Consider the following 18,729-nt stretch of genomic DNA (forward strand, 5'->3'; position numbering starts at 1 on the left):
AACATTCGAATTCACGGAACACTAGGCTATTTAACACCAGTGGAATTCAAGCAACAGCCCCTATAATTTTTGTCCAGTTTAGTGTTGACATACCAACTTTTTACTTCTGAAATAGATTGCTCCACCCTTACAGATAGTTTTCTAACCTCTTTTGCTACAACATCAAAGCCTCGGCCATACTCACCTGCTCTCGCTGCTTCAATAGCTGCATTTAAAGCAAGTAAATTTGTCTGAGACGCGATTTCTTGAATGGTTTTCACAATACCTTTAATGGATTCAGCTTGCTTCTGTAGCTGCGCAAGATTTCTAACATTATCGACTGACTCTTGTGAAACCTCTTTGACTGTTTCCAGTAAATCCTCACAATTTTGAATACCAGCCTCTGATCGGCTATGAAGCTCTTTAGACATGATCTTTAATGTATCAGCTACATGAACAATTTCATTTTGGCGTTCAGTAATATTAGTTGCAATTTTCGATACGCCAATAACCTTTCTTGAATTATTAGCAAAGACAGGCATATAGGTAGCCTCAAGCCAAATCTTATTTCCGCTTGCATCCATTCTCTCGATTTTATCCTGATAGCTATTACCAGCAGCTAAGTTGCGCCAAAATTTTTCGTAGTTTATACTATTCGCAAATTCCGGTAAGCAAAAATCTTTATGATCCTTCCCTATCATTTCTTCCACTTTATAGCCTAATGCTTTAGCAAAAAGCTCATTTACATAGGCAACTTTACGCTCCATGTCAAAACGGATAATGGCTATATTTTGCTCAATTGCCTGCACTACTAGATCATCCGTAACTTGTGTATCTAATATTTTCTGCATAACCCACACCCAACTCTTCCCTAAAATTTTACTTAAAAATAAATTATTTTACATCAAAAGCCCTTATAAAGATTATTTATTACAAAAAAACATGGGCACATTACCCATGTTTTTTTAAAAAATGTAATACTTCTTGCGATGTAGTAGCTACATGAATAATTGACTTTTGTTCAGCACGTATAAAGCCTTCCTCAAGCATTTTTTGAAATTGTTGTAGAAGCGCATCATAAAAACTATTTACATTATATAAAATTATTGGCTTTTCATGTAGTCCAATTTGTGCCCACGTAAACACTTCAAAATACTCATCCATTGTCCCGCCACCCCCGGGTAGGGCTATAAAGGCATCTGCTAACTCTATCATTTTTGCTTTACGTACATGCATCGACTCAACAAAATGAATTTCTGTTAAAGAGGCATGCGCTAATTCCCGCTTCTGTAAATGCGTTGGCATTACTCCAATAACCTCTCCGCCAGCTGCTAATACTGCGTCTGCTACTTTTCCCATTAGTCCTGTTTTCGAACCACCATAAACTACACCATGACCATTTTGAGCTAATACAGTCCCTAATTCGGCTGCCTTGTCTGCATAAATTGGGTTTATGCCTAACCCAGAACCGCAATACACCGCTATTCTTATAGTAATCCCTCCTATTTCAAAAGACGTGACACAATAAGCTACATATTGTCTCACGTCTTTTTGATTATTTATTTTCTTCAATTGCTTGAGCCTGCCACTTCGCTTTCGGCCAGAACGCCATAATTTATCTTCCTATTGTTTTAGAAATATTAGCTTTAATAAACCTTCTATTTACGTAAATGGCTTGTTTGTTTTAGCATATGACTGATGCGGCTCACAATTGATTCAATTGCTTCAGGATTTTTTAATAAATCATAATCATTAATGTCTAAACGTAGAACTGGGCATGAATTAAAGTTATTAATCCAACTCTCATAACGTTCATGCATTTCACACCAATAATCATTCGGTGTTTGCTGCTCCATCGCACGACCACGCTCTTGAATACGTCCAATAACAGAATCAATTGGTCCTTCTAAATAAACAAGTAAATCTGGATGCGGGAAATATGGCGTCATCACCATAGCATCAAATAAATTTGTATAAGTCTCGTAATCTGTTGGGCTCATTGTACCTTTGTCATAGTGCATCTTCGCAAAAATTCCTGTATCTTCGTAAATTGAACGATCTTGAATAAACCCACCGCCATACTCGAAGATACGCTTCTGCTCCTTAAAACGCTCCGCCAAAAAATACACCTGTAAATGGAAACTCCATTTTTCAAAGTCCTCGTAAAACTTATCTAAGTATGGATTTGTATCCACCTTTTCAAATGACGTACGAAAGTTTAACGCCTCTGCTAGCCCCTTTGTCATCGTTGATTTTCCTACACCAACCGTACCAGCGATTGTAATGACTGTTTGTGGAGGAATATCGTATTTCTCTCTCAAATTCATTGCTGCAAGCTCCTTTGTTGTAACGTATCCTTTATTGTTTGTAAAACATATTTCAAATCATCTGGATTTTTAACAAAATCAAGCTGATCGCCATTAAATCGAATAACAGGAATTTCGGGATGCATTTTCTCAAAATGCTCGATAAAGGTATGATAATCTGCCACAAGTTGTTCCATGTAATCTCGTGAAATCATTTTTTCAAATTCACGACCACGCATCGCAATACGTTTCATCAACGTATCCACACTAGCGTGTAAATAAACAACTACATTTGGAACAGGCATATCTTTCGTTAATATTTTATAGATTTCTTCGTACTTATCATACTCTGTAGACGCCAATGTACGCTTTGCAAATATTAAATTTTTAAAAATATGGTAGTCCGCTACAACAGGTTTTTCATGTGTCACACGGAATTTTTTAATATCTGATAATTGTTTATAGCGATTACATAGGAAGAACATTTCTGTTTGGAAGCTCCATTCCTCAATGTTCTCATAAAACTTATTTAAAAAAGGGTTTTCGTCTACTATTTCTTTTAATAGATGGTAATTAAATGTCGCTGCAATCTCTTTCGATAAAGAGGTTTTACCAACACCAATCGGACCTTCTACCGTAACAAATGGAATCGTCACCAGAAGCTCCTCCTTTATGTTCTATGGATTCTATCGTCATTACCCTAGCTTTGAGGCTTTCATTATATCAATTATGCCTCGGCATAATTGCGTCCGGAATCGGCTTTATGCTTAGGCCTGCACGAGGGCCGACACGATGTCGGTCATTTCGGTAATGCCACAGGACGTGGCGTTTTTACCGATGCAGGTCAGTTAGCCGTTATCTCATGGATGCGATGATTCAAAAGACATTTGTAACTGCCGTTTCACTTACGTTACATAAAACACTTGCTGAAAGAAGTTAAAAATGAGTCAGTATTTTTCATTGTATCATAGTGAGAAAATGAAAAACAGAATCAAGCCAGTTCTCTATTAAATTTGGCAACAACAAACAACACGAAAAAAATAGACCCACAAAAGTGGATCTATTGTTACCCTTATAATTTAACTCGCTGTAAACGCAGTGCATTTAAAACGACAGATACCGAACTAAACGCCATCGCTGCACCCGCTACCCAAGGAGCTAACAGTCCAAATGCAGCAATCGGAATACCTAATGTATTGTAAGCAAATGCCCAGAATAAGTTTTGTTTAATGTTACGCATCGTTTTACGACTCATAATGATGGCATCTGCAATACTGTTTAAATCACCACGAATTAGCGTAATATCTGCTGCCTCCATTGCAACGTCGGTACCAGTACCGATTGCCATCCCAATATTAGCTGTCGCAAGTGCGGGTGCATCATTAATGCCATCACCAACCATCGCCACTTTTTTACCCGTAGCTTGCAGTTTTTTTACTTCATCTGCTTTGCCTTCTGGAAGAACTTCAGCAATCACATGATTCACGCCAACTTCTGCTCCGATTGCTTGTGCTGTACGTTCATTATCACCAGTCATCATAATCACAGTAATGCCCATTTCTTGTAGACGATGAACTGCCTCTTTTGAAGTATCTTTAACTGTATCAGCAACTGCTACTAGGCCAGCATACTGACCGTTAATAGCAGCTAACATTGCAGTTTTACCGTTTTCCTCTAGTTGCTCCATTGTTGGTAGAATATCATCAATATAAATTCCGTATTGCTGCATTAATTTACGTGTACCAATTACAACCCCTTGACCAGAGACAGTCGCTTGCACACCGTAACCTGGTATCGCTTCAAAGAATTGAACATCTCCTAACTCAATACCACGATCAGCAATTCCTTGAACAATTGCTTCTGCTAACGGATGCTCTGATTGCTTCTCCGCTGCCCCAATTAACGATAAAAAGCGTACTTCTTCTTGATTTGCTGTTAGTACGATATCCGTTAAGACAGGTTTGCCGTGTGTCACTGTACCTGTTTTATCAACAACCACTGTGTCAATGCTTTGAGTTTGCTCTAAATGCTCTCCACCTTTAAATAAAATACCAAATTCCGCCGCACGACCAGAGCCCGCCATAATAGATGTTGGCGTTGCTAATCCAAGCGCACATGGACATGCGATCACAAGAACTGCAATTAATACTTCAAGTGCTGGCGTAAACTCACCTGGTTGCACCCAAATAATCCAAACTAAAAACGTGACAACAGCAATGCCTACAACAATGGGTACAAATATACCTGAAATTTGGTCTGCTAAGCGTTGAATCGGCGCTTTTGAGCCTTGTGCATCTTCTACAACTTTAATAATTTGAGCTAATGCTGTATCGCGACCAACTTTAGTTGCTGTCATTTTAATAAAGCCATTTTTATTAATAGTTGAACCGAATAATAGGTCACCTTGCTTTTTATCAACTGGTAGACTTTCTCCAGTTAACATCGATTCATCCACAGCTGTTGTTCCTTCTAATACTTCACCATCGACTGGAATTTTTTCACCTGGTTTTACTAAAATAATGTCCCCAATAGCTACTTCTTCTAATGGTACTTCTTTTTCAACACCGTCTCGAATAACGACCGCCGTTTTCGCTTGAAGTCCCATTAATTTTTTAATAGCTTCTGACGAGCGGCCTTTTGCTTTTACCTCAAATAATTTACCTAATAAAATTAAAGTAATTAATACTGCACTTGTTTCAAAATAAAGGTGAGGGCTATGATGTGATCCTGCAGTTACAATAGCTTGATACACACTATAAAAATAAGCAGCAGATGTGCCCATTACGACAAGTACATCCATATTGGCACTACCGTTGCGCAAAGCTTTATAAGCGCCAATATAAAATTGTTTTCCAATGATAAATTGAACAGGAGTAGCCAACACCATTTGCACCCACGGATTCATTAAAAAATCGGGAACATATAAAAATGATGTAAATGAAAAATGCCCTACCATCGTCCAAAGTAGTGGTAATGAAAGAATGGCCGATAAAATAAATTTATGTTGCTGTTGTTTGATGGCCAGTTCTCGATGATCTACTGTCTCTTGCTCATCTGCTTTTTGATGCGCTTCATATCCTAATTTTTCAACCTTCGCAATAATATCTGCAATCGTCACCTCAGATGGGTTAAACTCTATAGTTGCTTTTTCCAGCGCTAAGTTTACGTTCGCAGAGGATACACCTGCTAATTTATTTAAACCCTTTTCTATCCGTGTTGCGCAGGCCGCACATGTCATACCTGTAATATCGAATTCCGTTTTTTGTTTAATGACACCATAACCAAGTGCTTCAATTTTCTTTTCAAAGTCTTCTTCATTTAGTTTTGTCGGATCGTATTTAATGGACGATTTTTCAAGAGCTAAATTAACCGTCGCTTGTTCTACACCATCCATTTTATTTAAACCTTTTTCTATACGAGTTGCACAGGCCGCACATGTCATACCTGTAATTTGCAAATTCGTTTCCTTTATTTCTGAACTCATGATTATTTCTCCTCCCTACATACCAACAGGGGGTATGTGTAATTGAAAATAATAGAGTGCTACTTGAGCACCCTATCTATATTATTTAACGTCATAGCCTTGATCGTCGATTGTTTCTTTAATTTGATCTAGAGATACTTGTGTTTCATCAAATGCTACATCTACTAAACCATCAGCTAAGTTTACTTTTACTTGTTCAACGCCTGCTAAAGCTCCAACACTTTTTTCCACTGAGTTTACACAATGTCCACATGACATTCCTTGTACGTTTAAAGTTACGTTTTGCATAAATATCTCTCCTTTAATTTCATACTATATAGGGGTATATTTTCATGAAAAAAACTTTTATTTTTTCATTAATTTTTGAATGGTCACTACTAACTCATCTAACACTGCTTCATCACCTTCTGATAGGCGATCTACTACACATCCCTTTAAATGACCTTCTAATAATATTTTTGCTACACTATTTAAAGCAGACTGTGTGGCAGACAGTTGCGTAATAATATCATCGCAGTAAACATCTTTGTCAATCATCCCTTTAATGCCTCGGATTTGACCTTCGATTCGATTTAAACGAGTCGTTAAATCTTTTTTTACGCGTTCAGGATGATGGCTTTTTCGACACGAAGTAGCTTCCTCTGTATGACAAACATCCTTTTTCACTATATCCTCCATACAATACACCTCCTACTCACACTCATCATACTATACCCACGAAGGGTATGTGAAGTGTAAAAAGAACTAAATATTTTTATTAATGATGATGGTGATTCGACTGCTCAGTTTTTATTGTACATAAAATGGATTGATCATGCTTATGTGCTACTGTCTCCAATTGAATTGTTACATGCTTTATGCCCTTATGCTCAAGATTATGTTCAATTTCTCGTAATATATTCTCACTATCCGTAATTTTTAGCTGATCATCAACAACGGCATGGCAGGAAAGTGCATTTGTTCCACTTGTTATTGTCCAAATGTGTAAATCGTGAATACTATGAACACCATTCGTTTGTTCAATAATTTGTATAATCTCTTGAACATCAACATTTGAAGGTGTACCTTCCATTAGGACATGAATAGCAGCCTTTGTTACATAGTAGCCGCTTCTTAATACTAATAACGCAACAATAACACTTGCAAGTGGATCAGCCCATCCCCACCCAAAAAACATAATTAAAAGTGCGGCAACGATGGCTCCTACCGATCCAAGCATATCGCTTAATACGTGTAAAAAGGCACCTCGCATATTTAAATTATCTTTTGTATCACTACCACGCATCATAATCCAAGCTACCAAAATATTTATTAAAAGACCTATCGTACTTATTACTAGCATACCTGTAGTTGCCACTTCTGGTGGATTTGCAAAACGTTCAATTGCCTCATAGAAAATAAATAAAGCAATAAAAATTAATGTCACACCATTTAAAACTGCAGCTAAAATTTCAAATCGTTTATATCCATATGTTTTACTATAGTTTGCAGCCTTTTCTCCAAACATAAAAGCAAGCAAAGCAATTGCTAAAGAAATGGAGTCACTTAACATATGCCCTGCGTCTGATAAAAGAGCCAAACTATTTGTTAAGTATCCCCCTACAGCTTCAATAACCATGTAACTCGTAATAATTATAAATGATAGTATTAACACCTTTCTATTTGCGCCATGTGTATGGTCATGGCCATGATCATGCCCCATGTTTTATCCCTCCATTAATACTAGTTATGTGCAGCATGCTCGATAGCTTGCTTTAATAAATTCATAATGTGATCATCATCTTTTGAATAATATAGAGTTGTACCTTCTCTTCTAAATTTCACTAAACGTAAATTTTTCAAAAAACGTAATTGGTGTGAAACTGTAGATTGACCTAAATCTAAAATTTCAGCTATATCGTTGACCGAATGCTCATCAGTGCACAATAAATTTAAAATACGAATTCTCGTCGGATCACTTAATGCTTTAAATGTTTGTGACACAACAAAAAGTGTCTCTTCATCTAAATGTTGATCGTTAGTAACTTGAACTTCTGTCTTTTGTAATTTTTCATCCATTAGTTTACCCCCAAAAGTCTATATTTATATATGAGCATGTGTTCATATATAAATATAGATGGTTATTTTAGGAATGTCAATGATTAACTTCTTTCAGCAAGTGTTTTATGTAACGTAAGTGAAACGGCAGTTACAAGTGTTTTATGTACCGAAAACGTAGCGACAGGTACAGGTCCCCCACATCGTGTTGTTGTTGCTGTCGCTACGTTGACACTGCGCTTTCGCACAAAAAACATCTGTTGCTGTCGCTACGTTAGCACTGCGCTTTCGCGCAAAAAATATCTGCCGCTGACGCTTCGCTTTCGCGCAAAAAATATCTGTTGGCCTTAAGCCTCCTGACGCAATTTACCGAGGCATAATTGATAGTAGCAATTGTCAAACAAGCAAGATACACTAATTTATAAGGAGAGATCATAGTGGATATTTTTGAAACAGACAGATTATTTATGAACAGTGCACTCGATGAAGCAAAAAAGGCTGCTGTACTCGGAGAGGTTCCTATTGGAGCTGTACTTGTATACAATGGAGAGATTATTGCGCGGGCTCATAATTTACGAGAAACAACGCAAAATGCGACAACACACGCTGAACTAATGGTTATTCAAGAAGCTTGTAAAAAAATAGGTAGCTGGCGTCTTGAAAAAACAACACTTTATGTGACGCTTGAACCTTGCCCAATGTGTGCAGGTGCCATTTTGCAATCTCGTGTGCCGCGTGTTGTATATGGTGCAAGAGATATAAAAGCAGGCTGTGTAGATTCACTCTATCGCTTATTAAATGATGCACGCTTTAACCATGAATGTGAAGTAACAGAAGGAATTTCAGCTGAGGAATGTGGACAAATCTTAACCGATTTTTTCCGAGCATTACGCGAACGAAAAAAGGCCGAGAAAAAAGCGCGACAAGCTCTAATTGTTGAAAAAGAAGATTTTTAATAAAAAATTCACGCTATTGGTTAAAAAGAAAAACTACTGTTGAAATTTCAACAGTAGTTTTTCCATTTCTTTACTCCGATTATTTTGGAGCAATTACTTCTTTTCCGCCCATATACGGTCTTAATACTTCAGGTATTACTACGCTTCCATCTTGTTGCTGATAATTTTCTAGGATTGCTGCTACTGTACGGCCAATTGCAAGACCTGAGCCGTTTAATGTGTGTACATACTCTGGCTTTGCATTTGGCTCACGGCGGAAGCGAATATTTGCTCGACGTGCTTGGAAATCTTCGAAGTTAGAACAAGAAGAAATTTCACGGTACATGTTTTGCGCCGGAATCCAAACCTCTAAATCATATTTCTTCGCTGCAGTAAATCCTAAATCAGCTGTACACATTTTTAGTTTACGGTATGGTAACCCTAATAATTGCAGTACTTTTTCAGCATGACCTGTTAATAGTTCTAGCTGTTCATAAGATTCTTCTGGTTTTACAAAGCGTACTAATTCTACTTTGTTGAATTGATGTTGACGAATTAAACCACGTGTATCGCGACCCGCAGATCCTGCCTCTGAACGGAAGCAAGCACTATATGCTGCAAAGCCTTGTGGTAATGCTTCGGCAGGTAAAATTTCATCACGATAGAAGTTTGTCACAGGTACCTCTGCTGTTGGAATCATGAAATAATCTGTGTCATCTAATTTAAAGACATCTTCTTCAAATTTAGGCAGTTGTCCTGTACCTGTTAAGCTATCGCGATTGACAATTACAGGTGGTAGCATTTCTTCATAGCCATGCTCTTCTGCATGTAAGTCCATCATAAACGTCATTAATGCACGTTCTAAACGAGCACCAAGACCACGATAGAATAAGAAACGACTACCCGTCACTTTTGCCCCACGTTCAAAGTCAACAATTTGTAAGTCCGTAGCGAGATCCCAGTGTGCTTTAATGTCAAAATCAAATGCTGGTACCTCACCCCAAGTATATTCCTCTACATTATCGTCCTCTGTTGTGCCAACTGGTACAGATTCATGTGGAACGTTTGGTAAACGCATCATCATATCTTTAAAGCGTTCTTCTACCTCATTTAATTGGACATCTAACTCTTTAATTTCATCGCCAACTTGACGCATACGCGCAATGACTTCATCCGCATTTTCTTTATTACGTTTCATAACAGAAATTTGCTCAGATACTTTATTACGTTCAGCTTTAAGCTCTTCTGTTTTTGCAATTAATTCACGACGCTTTGCATCTAATACTTCAAAATCGTCTAAGTTTCCTAAATCCTCATTACGTGTTAACAGCATTTCTTTAATTTCCGCGAAATTGTCGCGCACGCGTTTAATATCTAACATCGTCATACCTCCAGTAGATTGTTAATGATGGGAAATACTTAGTAGAACACAAAAAAAGCCCTCATCCCCAAAAGGGACGAGAGCTACCCGCGTTGCCACCCTAATTGACTAGACAATTTGCCTAATCCACTTATTTCATAACGGCATTTCAGCCGGCGACAGCCTACTTCATTAACTTCGACTGCGCAACTCCAGGACGGATTCACAAGTGCTTTTATCAGCTTCCACCACCCGCTGACTCTCTAAAAAAAACGTGCTTGCTACTACTTCCCATCATCGTGTTCAGTTATTTGAATTTTATCCATACTGTACTATATGAACCGAGTTTTTGCAAGTCATACCATAGAAGATACAAAATATTCAAGAATACGTGCATCTGACGTTAATTCAGGATGGAAAGAGCAACCTAATAAATGATCGTCCTTTGCTAACACGATTTTCCCGTCATGCTCTGCTAATACTTCAACACCTTCACCTACAGAAACAATATGTGGCGCACGTATAAAGACAGCCGGAATTGCTCCACCTATTTCAGGTATGTCGAGCTTCACTTCAAAGCTATCTACCTGACGTCCATAAGAATTCCGTGCAACTACCACATCCATTACAGCTAAATGTGATTCATAATCCACTAATTCCTTTGCTAATAAAATCAATCCTGCACATGTTCCAAACATCGGCAATCCTTGTTTTGCAAGTGTGCGGATTGGCTCTAATAGCTCATAGCGATTCAGCAATTTCCGCATCGTTGTGCTTTCTCCACCAGGCAAGACAAGTCCATCAAGCTTCTCTAAATCAGCACTTTGTTTTACTAAGACCGCTTCGCATCCAAGTGACTCTAACATTTGCACATGCTCTCGTACCGCTCCCTGTAATGCTAAAACACCGATTCGCTTCATCTTACCAGCCTCGCTCTTGCATACGCTCATTTTGACTAAGCTGTGCAATATCAATGCCTTTCATCGGAACACCAAGTTCTTTTGAAATTTCAGCAATTAACTTGTAGTCCTTATAATGCGTAGTGGCCTCTACAATTGCACGAGCAAATTTCTCTGGGTTTTCTGATTTAAAAATACCAGAACCAACGAATACACCATCCGCTCCAAGTTCCATCATTAATGCCGCATCCGCTGGCGTAGCAACTCCACCTGCCGCAAAATTCACTACTGGTAAACGGCCAAGACGCTTAATTTCTCTTAATAATTCAAAAGGAGCACCAAGTAATTTAGCCTCTGTCATTAATTCGTCCTCTGTCATGCCAACAACCTTACGTACTTGCGCATTCACTTTGCGAATATGGCGAACAGCCTCTACAATATTCCCCGTACCTGGTTCACCTTTAGTTCGTAACATGGAAGCTCCCTCACCAATGCGTCGAGCCGCTTCTCCTAAATCGCGACAACCACAAACAAATGGCACTGTGTAATCACTTTTTAATAAATGAAACTCTTCGTCTGCTGGAGTTAATACTTCACTTTCATCAATATAATCAACACCCATTGCTTCTAAAACTCTTGCTTCAACAATATGTCCAATACGTGCTTTAGCCATTACCGGAATAGATACAGCCCCCATTACCTCCTCAACAATACGAGGATCAGCCATACGTGCAACTCCACCCGCCTTGCGAATATCTGATGGTACTCGTTCTAATGCCATGACAGCTACAGCTCCTGCCGCTTCCGCAATTTTCGCCTGCTCTGCATTAATAACATCCATAATGACGCCACCTTTTTGCATTTCCGCCATCCCGCGTTTTACTAACTCTGTACCTGTTTGTTTCATGATTTCTAACCTCCACCTGTATGATGAAATTTAGTATAATAGAAATTGACCATATAAAAATATCCAGTTTACAAAATAATTATAAGGTCAGGAGGATTAATGGACATGGATATGCTATTATTTCAGCTAGAAAAAAATGGTGAAAAACCGCTCTATGATCAGCTTTATAGCGGCATTAAAGAGGCTATTATTACAAAGAAAATAGCAGTAGGAGAAAAATTACCATCAAAAAGAAAATTATCCGATTTTTTGAATATTTCTCAAACAACAATTGAAATTGCGTATGCACAGCTACTTGCAGAAGGCTATATTATGTCAAAATCACGAGTTGGTTATTTTGTAGAGGAAATTGACGAGCTTCCGTATATTCAACAGGACACAGTAGCTTCCTTAAACGAACAACCTAAGAAAAAATCGCACAAGATAGATTTTAATCCTGGTTCCATCGATATCGATGCCTTCCCTTTTCAAACATGGCGGAAATATGCGAAAGAGCTCTTTGACAATGCCTCAAAGGAATTATTATTAACAGGTGAGCCTCAAGGAGAACGATCTTTACGTACGGAGATTGCTAATTATTTATTTCAATCACGTGGAGTTGTTTGTAGTCCTGAGCAAATTGTTATCGGCTCCGGAACAGAGCAACTTCTTCCAATGATTTTGCGCCTTTTTAGTGACGACACTTGCTTTGCGCTTGAAAATCCAGGCTATCCAGCTGTGCATCGTATGTTTTCCCAACATAAACGAAAAGTCTATCCAATTGCGGTCGATGATGAAGGAATTGTCATTCATGAGCTCGAAAAAACTAGCGCAGACGTTGTTTATATCACGCCATCACATCAATTCCCAACAGGAGCAGTATTATCAGCAACGAGACGTGCACAAGCTTTAAAATGGGCTGCACAAAGCTCCTCTCGTTACATTATAGAAGATGATTACGATTCCGAATTTCGCTATACTGGAAAACCAATTCCTGCACTTCATGCATTAGATCGAAATGATAAAGTAATTTATATGAGTACCTTTACAAAATCGTTAATGCCATCCTTGCGTGTTGCTTATTTTGTACTTCCGCCAAAATTACTTGCTACTTATAATGACGTATTTAATTACTATTCATCAACAGTGCCTCGTTTCGATCAACATATCGTAGCTAATTTTATGCGTGATGGTCATTTTGCAAAACATTTAAATCGAATGAGGAAAATTTATCGAAAAAAGCATGAAAAACTCACTTCAATTTTAGAAAACTATTCTAATCAAATTAAAATTACTGGAGAGCAAGCAGGCATGCATATTTTACTTGATGTACAGCATGCTTTATCGGAAAAGCAATTACAGCAGCTTGCCTCCAATGCAGATATCGGGATCTATCCATTATCTGATTATCGCCTGGATCACTCCACAGCCTCACACGCTCAATTTTTACTAGGTTTTGGAAGTATACCTGTAGATGAAATAGAAGCGTTTATTGAGAAGCTAATGGACAGTTGGGATATACAGAAGAAACACCCATCAAATTGATAGGTGTTTCTTTTGATTATGATTCAATCAATTGGATATTATAATGCTTAAACCATGTATGAATTTGCCCCAGATAAGCTAAAAGCTGTGGGCCAGCCATTAATTGTCCATACCATGGGACTTTGAAAGAACTACCACCAGATTCAATTAGCTCGATTAGCTTCTGCCGCTCAAATAATTCATGAAGAATTGAATTTTTATCCTTCATTATTTCTCTTAGCCATTTTTGAACGCCTGCTGTATAAACTGGATGATAAGTTTTAGGATACGGATTCTTTTTTCGATATAAAACTTCTTCTGGCAATAAGTGTTGCATTGCTTTACGAAGCAACCCCTTTTCCATACCACCTAAATTTTTCATTTCCCAAGGAATATTCCACGCATATTCCACAAGGCGATGATCTGCAAATGGAACACGAACTTCAAGACTCGCTCCCATGCTCATACGATCTTTTCGTTCCAGCAATGTTTGCATAAACCATACCATATTCAAATAAAACATCTCACGTTGCCTTACTTCCTCAATACTCTCTCCATCAAGATAGGGTACTTCAGCAATTGTTTGCAAATATACTTGTTGTGCATAAGATTCGACTGCTAATTTCTTACGCCACCGCTCTTGTAACATTGTAGACCTTTCAGACAGTGAACGAATCCAAGGGAAACCTGTAGCCGTTTCTGTAAACCATGGGTAACCACCGAAAATTTCATCCGCACATTCACCTGATAGCGCAACGGTAAAGTCACTTTTTATTTCTCGACAAAACCATAGTAATGATGAATCCACATCCGCCATCCCTGGTGAATCTCTAACAATGACAGACTCTACTAACAAATCGATTAATTGCTGCTGAGAAATTTCCTCAGTATGATGTGTTGTACTAAAGGTATCTGTCATTTTTTGAATCCAATACGTGTCTGTCGATGTTTGAAAAGCATGTGGATTAAAGAAACGCTCATTATCCTCATAGTCTATAGAGTACGTATGAAGTGTGCCTTTGTTCTGTTGCTGGAACATGTTTGCTGCAATTCCAGTAATGATGCTGGAATCTAAACCACCTGAAAGAAATGTACAAATCGGTACGTCTGAAACAAGCTGTCGTTCAATAGCATCCGTTAGCAAAAACCGGACATGATCGATTGTTTCTTCTAATGGCTCTTCATGCCGTTTACTCTGCAGCTTCCAATACTGCCAAAGTCGTATACCCTCTCTAGAGAAACGCATTGCATATCCTGGACGTAACTCATTAATATTTTGAAAAAGTGACTTTCCAGGCGTTCTAGATGGTCCTAAAGCCATAATAGTAGCTAGCCCTTCTATATTAACGGTTGTTTTCATCAATGGATGAGCTAATAATGCTTTCACCTCTGATGCAAAAAGCAAGCCGTCTTGTAGCTCTGTATAAAACAAAGGCTTTACACCTAGTCGATCCCGGCATAAAAAAAGAGATTGTGATTGTTCATCCCATACACCAAAAGCGAAAATCCCATTTAAAAAATCTACACACTGCTCTTTCCATTCAATATAAGCAGTTAATAACACTTCCGTATCTGAATGAGTTGTAAAAACATGCCCTCGATTTTGAAGCTCTTTCCGTAATTCTTCTGTATTATAAAGCTCGCCATTGTATGTAATGACATAGTTTGCACCATCATGTACTTTTTTCATCGGCTGCTTCCCACCGATTAAATCGATGACGGCTAACCGTCGATGGCCAAATGCAATATGCTCACTACACCAAATATTTTCATCATCAGGCCCTCGTTTATTTAACGTTTGCGTCATTAACTTCAGAATTCTATCACTTGTTCTTAAATCCTTTTGAAAGCTAGCCCATCCAGTAATACCACACATTTAGCCACACATCCTTTCGCCTATTAGCGTATGCAGTAAAGCGTGAAAACGTGAAAAGAACACGAGATGTTTGAAAACATCTACGTGTTCTATCCATTAATTATTAAAATAAGCCACCAACAAAGTCGGTAATACCACTCCATAAGTTTCCGAAGAAGCTACCAATACCTTGGAAGAATAGCGAGATACCACTAGCACGCTCTACAGCCTCCGTAGTGACAACATCAGCTGAAAGTTCCTTACCGTCAACAAAACCGTAATCTGTGCCTTCTGAGCGCTCCATAACTACCTTTCCGACAGGTGTATCCTTCTTGACCTCTGCTTCAAGACTTTTTTTATCTAATACTAGTTTAGGTTTATATAAGTCTTTCTCAGATGACTTTACCATAAATGAAACTGGTTCTTTAACAGCAATCGCTACATTCTTTTCTTTACCTTTCGTAACTTTTACTGTTTCTTGATCTTTAAACTTATAGTTCGCTGGGATAATTTCTTGTTTCGAGAATTGTGAGAAGCCATAGTTAAATAATTTAGCTGTTTCATCGAAGCGAGCTTTATATGAACCTTCTCCATTTGCATCTACAGCCTTCATAACAACAGCAATTAAACGTGTACCATTACGCTCTGCAGTACCTGTAAAGCAATGTCCAGCAAAGTCAGTTGTTCCTGTTTTTAATCCATCAACGCCTTCATATTGGTACACTAATCCTGGCAACATAAAGTTCCAGTTCTCCATTTTAATCGCATCTTCTGTACCTTCACGGAAAGTCTTCTTTGCAATTTTAGAAGTTTTTAATACATCCGGATGATCTTTTAGTAAATGATATGCCAATTTAGCTACAGATTTAGCAGGCATTACATTTTCATCATTTGGTCCAGTACCTGCTGGGTGCATACCAAATAAATTTGCATTGTTAAGACCAGTAGAGTTTACAAATTTATAGTCTGTAAGACCAAGCTCTTCTGCTTTTTTATTCATTAGCTTTAAAAACTCAGTTTCAGTACCCGCAATTGTTTCTGCTATAGCAACTGTAGCAGCATTTGCAGAGTAAATTGCCATCGCCTCATATAATTCACGAATTGTGTAAGACCCGTCTCTACGCAATGGTACATTACTTAACGCACGATCTTGAGACAATTTATACGTATACTCAGTTACATGATATTCCTGATCCCACTTAACTGTACCTGCATCAATTGCGTCCAATAACAGGTATTCAGTCATCATTTTTGTCATACTCGCAATACCTAGTGATGTATCTGCATTTTGTTCATATAAAATTTTACCTGAATCTGCGTCAATTAAAATCGCAGCATCCACTTTTAATCCTAAATCTGATTCTGCATGTGCCTTCGCAGGGACAGCTGCCAAAACACTAAATAACAAAACAGGAATTAGGAGCAAGCGGATAGCTGTGTTCATTGTCTTTTTCACCTTTAAAGCCCTCCAAAAAAATAATCTTGTCCTCGACATTTTATCATAGAAAGTTACTTCCGTGCGCACTCTCTACCATAAAAAAATGCTCTCGCGCCATCTTTGTAGACGATTCGAGAGCATAAAAGTTGCTAGTAATATATTACATCGAATAGTTTGGTGATTCTTTTGTGATTTGTACATCATGTGGATGTGATTCACGTAGACCTGCACCTGTCATTCGAACAAACTGAGCATTTTCACGTAAGAACTCAAGGTTAGGTGATCCGCAATAGCCCATACCTGCACGAATACCACCAATTAGTTGATAAATTGTATCTGCTAGAGGTCCTTTGTATGGAAGACGGCCCTCAATACCTTCTGGTACTAATTTTTTCGCATCTTCTTGGAAATAACGATCTTTTGAACCTTTTTCCATAGCTCCAATTGAACCCATACCACGGTAAACTTTGAAACGACGACCTTGGAAGATTTCAGTTTCGCCAGGAGATTCAGAAGTACCAGCAAGAAGTGAACCAAGCATTACAACGTTACCACCTGCTGCAAGAGCTTTTACAATGTCTCCAGAGTATTTAATGCCTCCATCAGCAATAATTGTTTTATCAAGCTCACGAGCTACTGTTGCACAATCATAAACAGCTGTAATTTGTGGTACACCTACACCAGCTACTACGCGTGTAGTACAGATAGAACCTGGTCCAATACCAACTTTCACTACATCTGCACCAGCTTCAAATAATGCGCGTGCACCTTCACCTGTTGCCACGTTACCAGCGATAATTTCTAGCTCTGGATACGTCTCACGGATAGAGCGAATTGTTTGTAATACTCCCTCAGAATGACCGTGTGCTGTATCGATTACTACGATATCTACTTGTGCTTCAACAAGCTTCTCAATACGTAGCATCGTATCTTTTGAAACACCAACTGCTGCCCCTACTAATAAACGACCGTGTATGTCTTTTGCAGCGTTAGGGAACTCAATTACTTTTTCAATATCCTTAATTGTGATTAATCCAGTTAATTTACCTTCTTCATCTACAATTGGTAGCTTTTCGATTTTATATTGTTGAAGAATCTTTTCAGCATCCTCTAAAGTCGTTCCAACAGGAGCTGTAATCAAATCTTCTTTTGTCATAACGTCTTCAATTTTTAAAGAATAGTCAGAAATAAAACGTAAGTCACGGTTTGTAATGATCCCTACTAGCTTTTGGTTTTCCATACTATCAACAATTGGTACACCCGAAATTCGGTATTTGCCCATTAAATGTTCAGCATCAAAAACTTGGTGAGTCGGAGTTAAGAAGAATGGGTTTGTAATAACACCATTTTCAGAACGTTTTACTTTTTCTACTTGCTCAGCTTGCTCATCAATACCCATGTTCTTATGGATAATACCGATACCACCTTGACGTGCCATAGCAATTGCCATTTTAGATTCTGTAACTGTATCCATTCCTGCACTGACCATTGGAATATTTAATTTAATCTTCGGTGTTAGTTGAACTGATAAATCAACGTCTTTCGGTAATACTTCTGAATGAGCTGGTACTAATAATACATCATCAAAAGTTAAACCTTCTTTGGCAAATTTAGTTTCCCACATTATCGTAACTTCCTCCTATAGTGAAAAGAATATTAATTGTAAGATTAACAACGAGCTAGGCTACTGTCAAGAAACTTATAAAAGAAAGACAATTCAGATTTTTCAAGGCAGTAATTCTAATAGTTTTTCGTCCCCTTTCAAATGGACAAAAATGAAGCCTTTTCAATTTTCTTTCTTCAATTAGTATATAAACATTAGCTAAAACCTGTCTTATCTTAATTTTAAGCAAGTTTTGCAAAATTATTGATAAATTATTAATGATTTTCATAAAAAATAAAAAACAGCCAGCACACAGCTGACTGTTTTCTTTGCCTAGCGACGTCCTACTCTCACAGGGGGAAGCCCCCAACTACCATCGGCGCTAAAGAGCTTAACTTCCGTGTTCGGTATGGGAACGGGTGT

Annotated in this window: 18 protein-coding genes, 1 rRNA gene and 1 other annotated feature; of the genes, 2 read left to right on the forward strand and 17 right to left on the reverse strand. The window is 38.1% G+C overall.

Translation table 11 applies throughout. The features are described from left to right. Positions 1-26: 26 nt before the first annotated feature. The 10 genes from ACVWXS_RS24320 to ACVWXS_RS24365 all read right to left on the reverse strand — a co-directional run bounded on the left by ACVWXS_RS24320 (position 27) and on the right by ACVWXS_RS24365 (position 8,054). Positions 27-830, reverse strand: coding sequence for a methyl-accepting chemotaxis protein (locus ACVWXS_RS24320; protein ID WP_456960489.1), 804 nt, complete (start codon positions 828-830; stop codon positions 27-29). A gap of 100 nt (positions 831-930) precedes the next feature. Continuing rightward, positions 931-1,551: an LOG family protein gene (locus ACVWXS_RS24325; RefSeq protein WP_368638701.1), complete on the reverse strand. Its 621-nt coding sequence runs from the start codon at positions 1,549-1,551 to the stop codon at positions 931-933. A gap of 86 nt (positions 1,552-1,637) precedes the next feature. After that, the gene (locus tag ACVWXS_RS24330; RefSeq protein WP_368638700.1) at positions 1,638-2,306 is read right to left on the reverse strand and encodes a deoxynucleoside kinase; all 669 of its coding nucleotides are present in this window, start codon (positions 2,304-2,306) and stop codon (positions 1,638-1,640) included. Then, positions 2,303-2,941: a deoxynucleoside kinase gene (locus tag ACVWXS_RS24335; protein WP_368638699.1), complete on the reverse strand. Its 639-nt coding sequence runs from the start codon at positions 2,939-2,941 to the stop codon at positions 2,303-2,305. The genes ACVWXS_RS24330 and ACVWXS_RS24335 overlap by 4 nt, the downstream gene beginning before the upstream one ends. 416 nt (positions 2,942-3,357) lie before the next feature. Next, complete coding sequence (locus ACVWXS_RS24340) at positions 3,358-5,769, reverse strand: heavy metal translocating P-type ATPase (protein WP_456960490.1); 2,412 nt, start codon at positions 5,767-5,769, stop codon at positions 3,358-3,360. Positions 5,770-5,850: 81 nt separating this feature from the next. Further along, positions 5,851-6,057 carry a copper chaperone CopZ gene (gene copZ, locus ACVWXS_RS24345; RefSeq protein ID WP_068986807.1) on the reverse strand — a complete coding sequence of 69 codons (207 nt, stop codon included), beginning with the start codon at positions 6,055-6,057 and terminating at the stop codon, positions 5,851-5,853. Between the two features lie 57 nt (positions 6,058-6,114). Next, positions 6,115-6,447 carry a metal-sensitive transcriptional regulator gene (locus ACVWXS_RS24350; protein WP_456960491.1) on the reverse strand — a complete coding sequence of 111 codons (333 nt, stop codon included), beginning with the start codon at positions 6,445-6,447 and terminating at the stop codon, positions 6,115-6,117. A 79-nt stretch (positions 6,448-6,526) separates the two neighbouring features. Next, complete coding sequence (locus ACVWXS_RS24355; RefSeq protein WP_456960492.1) at positions 6,527-7,471, reverse strand: cation diffusion facilitator family transporter; 945 nt, start codon at positions 7,469-7,471, stop codon at positions 6,527-6,529. A gap of 20 nt (positions 7,472-7,491) precedes the next feature. Beyond that, complete coding sequence (locus tag ACVWXS_RS24360; RefSeq protein ID WP_423492424.1) at positions 7,492-7,827, reverse strand: ArsR/SmtB family transcription factor; 336 nt, start codon at positions 7,825-7,827, stop codon at positions 7,492-7,494. A gap of 83 nt (positions 7,828-7,910) precedes the next feature. After that, positions 7,911-8,054 carry a hypothetical protein gene (locus ACVWXS_RS24365; protein ID WP_456960493.1) on the reverse strand — a complete coding sequence of 48 codons (144 nt, stop codon included), beginning with the start codon at positions 8,052-8,054 and terminating at the stop codon, positions 7,911-7,913. 189 nt (positions 8,055-8,243) lie between these two features. Here ACVWXS_RS24365 and tadA point away from each other — a divergent pair, with 189 nt between their 5' ends. Beyond that, positions 8,244-8,762 carry a tRNA adenosine(34) deaminase TadA gene (gene tadA, locus ACVWXS_RS24370; RefSeq protein WP_456960494.1) on the forward strand — a complete coding sequence of 173 codons (519 nt, stop codon included), beginning with the start codon at positions 8,244-8,246 and terminating at the stop codon, positions 8,760-8,762. Between the two features lie 79 nt (positions 8,763-8,841). On the opposite strand, the gene serS is transcribed toward tadA, so the two are convergent. From serS to pdxS, 3 genes are all read right to left on the reverse strand, one after another. After that, positions 8,842-10,122 (reverse strand): serine--tRNA ligase, encoded by a 1,281-nt coding sequence (gene serS / locus ACVWXS_RS24375; RefSeq protein ID WP_456960495.1) that lies wholly within the window; start codon positions 10,120-10,122, stop codon positions 8,842-8,844. Between the two features lie 69 nt (positions 10,123-10,191). Further along, positions 10,192-10,408: a binding site (T-box leader), on the reverse strand. A 49-nt stretch (positions 10,409-10,457) separates the two neighbouring features. Beyond that, the gene (gene pdxT, locus ACVWXS_RS24380; protein WP_374964356.1) at positions 10,458-11,021 is read right to left on the reverse strand and encodes a pyridoxal 5'-phosphate synthase glutaminase subunit PdxT; all 564 of its coding nucleotides are present in this window, start codon (positions 11,019-11,021) and stop codon (positions 10,458-10,460) included. 1 nt (position 11,022) lies between these two features. After that, on the reverse strand, positions 11,023-11,907 hold the full coding sequence (gene pdxS, locus ACVWXS_RS24385) for a pyridoxal 5'-phosphate synthase lyase subunit PdxS (protein WP_068986813.1): 885 nt from the start codon (positions 11,905-11,907) through the stop codon (positions 11,023-11,025). A 105-nt stretch (positions 11,908-12,012) separates the two neighbouring features. Between pdxS and pdxR the strand changes: the two genes are divergently transcribed. Then, the gene (gene pdxR / locus ACVWXS_RS24390) at positions 12,013-13,431 is read left to right on the forward strand and encodes a MocR-like pyridoxine biosynthesis transcription factor PdxR (RefSeq protein WP_402991674.1); all 1,419 of its coding nucleotides are present in this window, start codon (positions 12,013-12,015) and stop codon (positions 13,429-13,431) included. A gap of 16 nt (positions 13,432-13,447) precedes the next feature. On the opposite strand, the gene asnB is transcribed toward pdxR, so the two are convergent. From asnB to rrf, 4 genes are all read right to left on the reverse strand, one after another. Beyond that, positions 13,448-15,286: an asparagine synthase (glutamine-hydrolyzing) gene (gene asnB, locus ACVWXS_RS24395; RefSeq protein ID WP_368638691.1), complete on the reverse strand. Its 1,839-nt coding sequence runs from the start codon at positions 15,284-15,286 to the stop codon at positions 13,448-13,450. A 103-nt stretch (positions 15,287-15,389) separates the two neighbouring features. After that, entirely contained in the window at positions 15,390-16,721 is a 1,332-nt protein-coding gene (locus tag ACVWXS_RS24400) for a D-alanyl-D-alanine carboxypeptidase family protein (protein ID WP_456960496.1), read from the reverse strand. Between the two features lie 142 nt (positions 16,722-16,863). After that, a complete protein-coding gene (gene guaB / locus ACVWXS_RS24405) occupies positions 16,864-18,327 on the reverse strand; it encodes an IMP dehydrogenase (RefSeq protein WP_368638689.1) in 1,464 nt (487 codons plus the stop codon). A gap of 310 nt (positions 18,328-18,637) precedes the next feature. Further along, positions 18,638-18,729 (reverse strand): 5S ribosomal RNA (gene rrf / locus ACVWXS_RS24410); the annotation flags it as partial.

Source organism: Lysinibacillus sp. TE18511 (genome assembly GCF_054062295.1).